Source organism: Streptomyces sp. BE303, assembly GCF_036290945.1.
In the GTDB taxonomy this organism is placed as follows: Bacteria; Actinomycetota; Actinomycetes; order Streptomycetales; family Streptomycetaceae; genus Kitasatospora.
Genome location: NZ_JAQYWZ010000477.1, coordinates 1 through 6300, shown reverse-complemented (window position 1 = coordinate 6300; position 6300 = coordinate 1). Strand labels below are relative to the sequence as shown.

Sequence of the window (6300 nt, the reverse complement as noted above, 5' to 3'; positions counted from 1 at the left end):
TGACGAGGGTCGCGTACTGGCCCCGGCGGGGCAGCACCAGGTGGCTGGAGGCCGGGTACCGCAGCCAGTCCGGCACGTCCTCGGGCGAGTCGTACAGGTCGTCGAAGCTGGCGGACAGGGCTACGGCCTCGACCTTGGTGACGCGCAGTGGCTGGGTACGCAAGTGTGTTCATACCTTTCTTCGTGGGGTGGTTCTGGTCATTCGTAGGATCAGGACACCGCGGGGTGGCTTCAGGAGACTGACCGTCCGGCACCTCACGACGACTCGGCCGCTGACTGGGATGCGCTAACCAAATCGCTCGTATGGACACGTCGGGGAGGCCGTCTGCTGGGACGAGTACACGCGCGTCGACGGGGAGAACCGGATACCGGAACTGTGGGACGGTACGGACGCGGGCAAGGCCGCACACTGTTGTACGTTGATCCACAAGGACGAGAAACTCCGTGCTGTCCCGACGAGTGTCGAACAGCGAGTCCGAACTCCCGGAACTGCGCAGCGACGTACTGGAGCTGGCTGACGGTGGCTTGGTCACCTGGGTCGTGAACGTCAGCGGAGGCACACTGTGGGTCGCGTTCCTGGTCAGCCACCCGCGGAAGCCTCCATGGCGAGGGGCACGGCCCACGTCGCACAAGGCTCGGCCGAGGCCGGGCACACCGTCGTCCCCGGGAGAGAATGCCTCCGAAGGTGGTCCACATCCTGGCCAGGCAGGTGATGTCCCTCGGCCCGACGATCGTCGAGCTCGAAGCCCTGGTCGAGGGCCGGCTTCGTGAGCGTCCCCACGTCGAAGCGATCACCAGCATGCCTGGCATTGGCGACATGCGCGGCGCCGAGTTCATTGTTGCCGTGCCGCCGACCCGTGCGGCCCATGCGGGCGGCTTCGGCTACGTCGCCCGACGTCTCTACCGCCACCTCAACAACGCCGCCGCGACGGCGCCAGGGGTTGACGAGACATAGAAGCTTCATGGGGATCTCCTGAGTACGGTCCCCGCCCTCCGGTCGAGGGAAGGTCATCGAGGGGCAGGTGTCTGTGATCTCGTCGTGGGAAATCTCGTGTCCGGTGAGGATGGCGGTCGCGGTCGCGGTGGCGGCGAAGCCGCGATGCCGAAGGGGCGACTGGTGCGTTGCTGTGCGTGACGAGGGGGCGGCGATGACGGGGCGCCTACGAACTTGCGGCCCGATGCTGATGCGGCCCTCGCACGGTTCGGCGGCGAGTGCGGCCTGGCGGCCGAAGACCGAGTCCTTGCAGATGGCGCTGATCGTGGCGGGTGGCACGACGAGGATGCTTCTGGCAGCAAACGAACCCCTTAACGGTATTTGATATACGAACTCAGGGCCATGGGTGTGACCGGATCGTTTCCCGGCCCGGTCGCCCCGCGCGCGGTCCCCGGTCACGGGAGGTGGGGGCGGAAGGGGGCGGCGGCGGGAGCGGTGACCGTGCAGGGCCGGGCCAGTACCGCCCCCGCCAACGGGCCGGGGGCGGCCAGCCGGTGCAGCGCGGTGGTCACGTACATCCGGCCGCCGCCGAAGGCCACGCTGCTGACGTTCGCGGCGGGCACGGCGAGCACGGCTTTCAGCAGCCCGCGCGCGTTGTAGCAGTGCACCCGTCCCGCGCCCCACAGGGCGACCCAGAGCAGGCCCCGGTCGTCGACCGTCATACCGTCCGGCCTCCCCTCCTCAGGGGCCAGGCGCACCAGTGTGCGGGCCGGGCCGAGGCGCCCGGAGAAGGAGTGCACCCGGTAGGCGGTGATCGTTCCGTGGGCACTGTCGGCCAGGTAGAGCGTGGTGCCGGTGGCGTCGAAGGCCGGGCCGTTGGGCACGGTGAGGCCGGTCAGCACGCGGTGCGCCGAGCCGTCCGGGTCGATCCGATGGAGCGCGCCGACGCCGCGGGCCGCGTCCACGGCCATGCTGGTCGCCCAGAATCGGCCGGCCGAATCGCAGGCGCCGTCGTTCATCCGCAGCCGGTGTCCGGCGGCGGCCGGCACCCGGGCCAGCCAGTGCGGCTGACAGCCCGGGCGCAGCAGGGCGACGCCGGTGCCGACCGCTGCGATCCACTGCCCCGGGCGGCCGGCGACCGGGGCGACGGCGCCCAGCGGCATATCGAGGTCGAGTTCGCGCCAGGGGTGGCGTGCGCGGTTGGGGTGGCAGCCGTACAGGATTCCCTGGAGGAGGTCGACGAAGTACAGCCGACTCTCGTGCCAGCGTGCGCCCTCGCCCAACTGGTAGCGCCCGGGTGTCCAGGGTTGCCAGTCGTGGGTGGTCATCGCCGTCTCCTTTCCTCGTTCGCCGCGTGCCGTGTCGGCTCGTGCGGTCGGTTCACCGCAGGGTGGTGCCGGGCTCGCTGTCGAGCAGGTCCAGTTCGTGCCGGAAGGGCAGGCCTTCCCAGTCGCCGGCGGCCGCGACCGCGAAGGCGCCGGTGGTCACCGCTCGGTGGAGCCGGCCGGCTGCCGGCAGGCCGTCCAGAAGTGCCGAGAGGTAGCCGGCGACGAAGGCGTCCCCGGCACCGACGGTGTTTTTGACCGGAACGTGTACGGCGGGCCGGGCCACCGTGCCGTTCCCGGTGAATACTTCGGCGCCGGCGGCGCCGCGCTTGACCACGATCTCGCCGACGCCGAGGTCGAGCAGGGCTTGGACGCGGTCGGTCTCGGTCGTCGCGCCGGCCGGGGCGACGAGGGCAAGTTCGTCGTCGGAGGCCACGACGATGTCGAGCAGGGGGGCCAGTGGTCGCAGCACGCGGGCCGCGGCGGCGCGTGACCAGAGTTTGGAGCGGTGGTTAACGTCCAGGCAGATGGTGGCGTGCCCGGTCCGGGCCGCCGCTTCCAAGGCGGCGCGTGGGCCGGGGCCGAGGGCTGCGGTGATGCCAGTGAGGTGGACGACGCGGGCGCCCTCGGCGAGCGCGGCGGCCAGGTGGTCGGGGGTGAGCCGGGATCCGGCGGAGCCGGTGCGGTAGTACGCGACGCGGACGACGTCGGCCACGCGGGGTTCGAAGACCACCAGTGCGGTGGGGGCGGCGGTGTCGACGGCGGCGTGTGTGACGTCCACGCCCTCGGCGCGCAGGGTGCGCAGGACCAGGCGGCCGAGCTCGTCGTCGCCGGTGACGCCTATCCAGCGGGTGTCGTGGCCGAGGCGGGCCAGGCCGATGGCGACGTTGGACTCAGCTCCGGCGACCGAGAGGTCGAGGGTGCCGCCGAGGTGGAGCGGGCGGGCGGAGCGCAGAGCGGCCATGGCCTCGCCGAGGGTCAGGACGTCGGGCACGGGGTCTCCTGGGCCAGGGCGCGGAAGGCGGCGATGCGCGCGGGCAGGCGGGTGTCCCCGCCGGTGTGGGCGGCGGTGCCGATCAGCGGTCCGCCGACGCCGACGGCGAGGGCGCCTGCGGCGAGGAAGGCGCGGGCTGATTCGGCGTCGATGCCGCCGACGGGGACGAATGGGGTGGTCGGGAAGGGATCGCGCAGGGCACGCAGAAGGCCGGGGCCGCCGAGGCTCGCGGGGAACAGCTTGACCGCGGTGGCGCCCTCGGTCAGCGCGAGGGCGACCTCGGTGGGCGTGACGGCTCCGGCGAGGACCGGCATGCCGAGCGCTCTCGCCTCGGCCACGGCCCTGGTGACGCCGGGCGTCACCGCGAAGGCGGCGCCGGCGCGGGCGGCGGCGCGGACGTCGGCGGCGGTGACCAGGGTCCCGGCGCCGAGCGCGGCCGACGGGCCGAGCACCGCGCGGGCCCGCGCCAGGACGGCCAGGGCGTCGGTGGTGGTCAGTGACACCTCGACCACGTCGATGCCGGAGGCGAACAGGGCCAGGACGGTGTCGAGGGCGGCGGCGGGGTCGTCGCCCCTCACGATGGCGAGGATTCTGCGGGTGTGCAGGGCGTGGAGAAGGTCGTCGGCTTGCACGGATACCTCCGGGGCACAGGACTCAGGACCGACAGTTAGGATATCGTATACTTTTCGTGTTGCGGGTCCACCCCGGCCCGCCGTTTCCCGCCCTGCCCGGCGAAAGGTATCCCCCGATGACCCGAACAGCCCTGATCACCGGCGCGGCGGGCGGCATCGGCAGCGCCGTGGCCCGCCGTCTAGCCGCCGACGGCCTGCGCGTGGCCGGCCTCGACCTCACCGACCCCCGACTGCCCGGCGTCGCCCACCACCGCGCGGACGTCACCGACGCCAGCCAGGTCCGCACCGCGGTCCGGGCGGCCGTCGACGAGCTGGGAGCGGCGGACGTCCTGGTGACCTGCGCCGGGATCACCGAGGGGCTCCCGCTGCACCTGACCTCCGACGAGCAGTGGCAGCGGGTCCTCTCGGCCAATCTCGACTCGGTGTTCCTGTGCGTGCGCGAGGTGTTGCCGACGATGATGGAGGCCGGGAGCGGAGCCGTGGTGACCATCGGTTCGGTGCTGCACCGCACCGCCGCACCGGGCCTGCCCGCCTACGCCGCCGCCAAGGGTGCGATCGCCGCACTGACGCGACAGCTTGCCGTGGACTACGGACGGTACGGCATCAGCTTCGTCACCCTCTCCCCCGGCTGGGTGCGCACCCCCGCCACCGAGTCGCGACTGGCCCCCGGCGAGGAAGACCTGGTTCGGCTCCGGGAGAGCAATCCGATGCACACAATCGTCGACGCCCAGGACATCGCGGAAGCCGTCGCCTTCGCCGCTTCCCCCGCCGCGGCCGCGCTCACCGGCTCCGAACTGGTCCTGGACGCCGGCGCCTCGATCGTCAGCCCCGCCAGCCTGCTGCGCGACACCCACCGCGAGCGCATGGGCCTACCCCTACTCGACACCCCCTAATGAAGCCGTTGTCAAACAGCTGAGATAACAGGGAGTCCAACTTGGCAGTACTGTCCGTCACGAACCAGGGCCGCAAGACGTTCACCCGACGCCGGGCCAGGGCCAGGACCGCCTGGGTATGGCGCTTGCCCTCGGCACGCTCGCGCTCGCAGTAGCGGCGGCCGGGACCGGAACCCCACGGGCGGCGCGGTCGGGACGGGGAGCCACCGGCCGGAGGAAGACCTCCACAGGGACGGGACGGTGGCGCGCGAGGATCGCGCGCAGCCGTAAACACTCAGGGCGGGGCGCACCAGCCAGCACGCGAGAACCAGGTGCGATCGCGAGGTCGCGCCGAACAGGGCCGCTCTCTCTCGGCCTGCGGCCCGAAGGGCCCCGTTCCGCACCTCATCAGTGCGCCGGATCGGCCTCGCAGCGGGTGTCACACTTGGGCGCGTCCATGCGGGTAGCCCTGACCGCCGGCCAGGGCGGCGGATTTCGCGAGTACGCCCCCGCACGAATCCGGGAGCAGGACGCCCTGCCAGTTCACGAGGCGCACTCGACCTCGTGTACGACCTGCGAGCTGATGTGGGCACGGGCCGCGTCCGCGGCCGCCTCGGGGTCGCGCCGACGCAGTGCGTCCATGATGACGTCGTGCTCGTCGACCACCGAGCGCCAGTTCCGGTCGCCCATCGGCGCGGTGATGCGGTAGCGGCGGATGGTGAGCAGCAGCTGTTCGGTGAGTTCGCCCAGGACGCGGTAGCCGGCGGCCTCGGCCAGGACCCGGTGGAAGCGGGAATTCAGCTCCGCCATCCTTACGAGTTCGCCCGCGTCCAGGGCGCCGCGCATTGCGCGCTGGACGCCTTCGAGCCCGCCAAGCCGGGTGCCGTCGATCCGTTCGGCCGCGATCGAGGCGATGAGCGCCTCGATCGCCTCGCGGGCGAGGAAGACGCCGCGCATCTCCGCGACGTCGACCGAGGCCACGGTCACACCGGCGTGGACCCGGGAGTCCAGCAGGCCGTCCGACTCCAGGCGCTTCACCGCCTCGCGGATGGGGATCTTGCTGATCCCGAACGTGCGCGCCAGCTCGTCCATGTTGATCCGCTCGCCGGACCTGAGGTCGCCCTGGGCGATGGCGTTGCGCAGGCTCTCGTAGACGAGGTCCGCCTTGCTTTTCACGGCGGGGATGCGCTCCGCCCAGCTACCTTGTCCCATCCATTCATCGTATGCGATATCCCGCCCCCTTGCGATCCCCTTCCGGGAAGATTCACCAGCTCCCCACCTCGGTCTTTGAGTACTTCTCCGTAAACGTATTGCCTGGCGGCAGATTCGTATACTAAATTCGACTCTGACGACCTGAGGCGTTCCCTCGGTCGCCGTGCGGGCGCCGCCCGGGCCGGGTGTACACCGTCCCCCACAAGCCGAGGAGCCACCATGCCTCGCGCCGTCACCACCACGCCCGGCATCCTCCCCGCGGAAGCGGCCCCCCGCTCGAACCACTGCGAACTCACCGCCGACACCCGCTCCCCGGGCCTGCTGCGGAACT

General features: G+C 71.6%; 6 protein-coding genes and 1 pseudogene. 2 read left to right on the top strand and 5 right to left on the bottom strand.

Annotated features, from left to right (window positions below):
- Positions 1–685: 685 nt before the first annotated feature.
- Positions 686–955, top strand: coding sequence for a hypothetical protein (locus tag PUR56_RS09405; protein WP_329879485.1), 270 nt, complete (start codon positions 686–688; stop codon positions 953–955).
- 434 nt (positions 956–1389) lie between these two features.
- Here PUR56_RS09405 and PUR56_RS09400 read toward each other — a convergent pair whose 3' ends face one another.
- From PUR56_RS09400 to PUR56_RS09390, 3 genes are read right to left on the bottom strand one after another with little or no spacing between them, the layout of a single operon-like run.
- A complete protein-coding gene (locus PUR56_RS09400) occupies positions 1390–2262 on the bottom strand; it encodes an SMP-30/gluconolactonase/LRE family protein (RefSeq protein WP_329948540.1) in 873 nt (290 codons plus the stop codon).
- Between the two features lie 52 nt (positions 2263–2314).
- Positions 2315–3223: a sugar kinase gene (locus PUR56_RS09395; RefSeq protein ID WP_329948541.1), complete on the bottom strand. Its 909-nt coding sequence runs from the start codon at positions 3221–3223 to the stop codon at positions 2315–2317.
- Between the two features lie 14 nt (positions 3224–3237).
- On the bottom strand, positions 3238–3885 hold the full coding sequence (locus PUR56_RS09390; RefSeq protein ID WP_329948539.1) for a bifunctional 4-hydroxy-2-oxoglutarate aldolase/2-dehydro-3-deoxy-phosphogluconate aldolase: 648 nt from the start codon (positions 3883–3885) through the stop codon (positions 3238–3240).
- Between the two features lie 116 nt (positions 3886–4001).
- Between PUR56_RS09390 and PUR56_RS09385 the strand changes: the two genes are divergently transcribed.
- On the top strand, positions 4002–4778 hold the full coding sequence (locus PUR56_RS09385; RefSeq protein ID WP_329948538.1) for an SDR family NAD(P)-dependent oxidoreductase: 777 nt from the start codon (positions 4002–4004) through the stop codon (positions 4776–4778).
- 11 nt (positions 4779–4789) lie between these two features.
- Here PUR56_RS09385 and PUR56_RS09380 read toward each other — a convergent pair.
- A pseudogene (locus tag PUR56_RS09380) lies at positions 4790–4938 on the bottom strand (IS110 family transposase); the annotation flags it as partial.
- 362 nt (positions 4939–5300) lie between these two features.
- Positions 5301–5969, bottom strand: a complete 669-nt coding sequence (locus tag PUR56_RS09375) for a GntR family transcriptional regulator (RefSeq protein WP_329948537.1) — start codon at positions 5967–5969, stop codon at positions 5301–5303.
- Between the last annotated feature and the right edge of the window lie 331 nt (positions 5970–6300).

Bases quoted from the DNA above. Each gene is read 5' to 3' on its own strand.
- PUR56_RS09395 (WP_329948541.1), bottom strand. From the start codon at position 3,223: ATGGCCGCTCTGCGCTCCGCCCGCCCGCTCCACCTCGGCGGCACCCTC.
- PUR56_RS09400 (WP_329948540.1), bottom strand. From the start codon at position 2,262: ATGACCACCCACGACTGGCAACCCTGGACACCCGGGCGCTACCAGTTG.
- PUR56_RS09385 (WP_329948538.1), top strand. From the start codon at position 4,002: ATGACCCGAACAGCCCTGATCACCGGCGCGGCGGGCGGCATCGGCAGC.
- PUR56_RS09375 (WP_329948537.1), bottom strand. From the start codon at position 5,969: ATGGGACAAGGTAGCTGGGCGGAGCGCATCCCCGCCGTGAAAAGCAAG.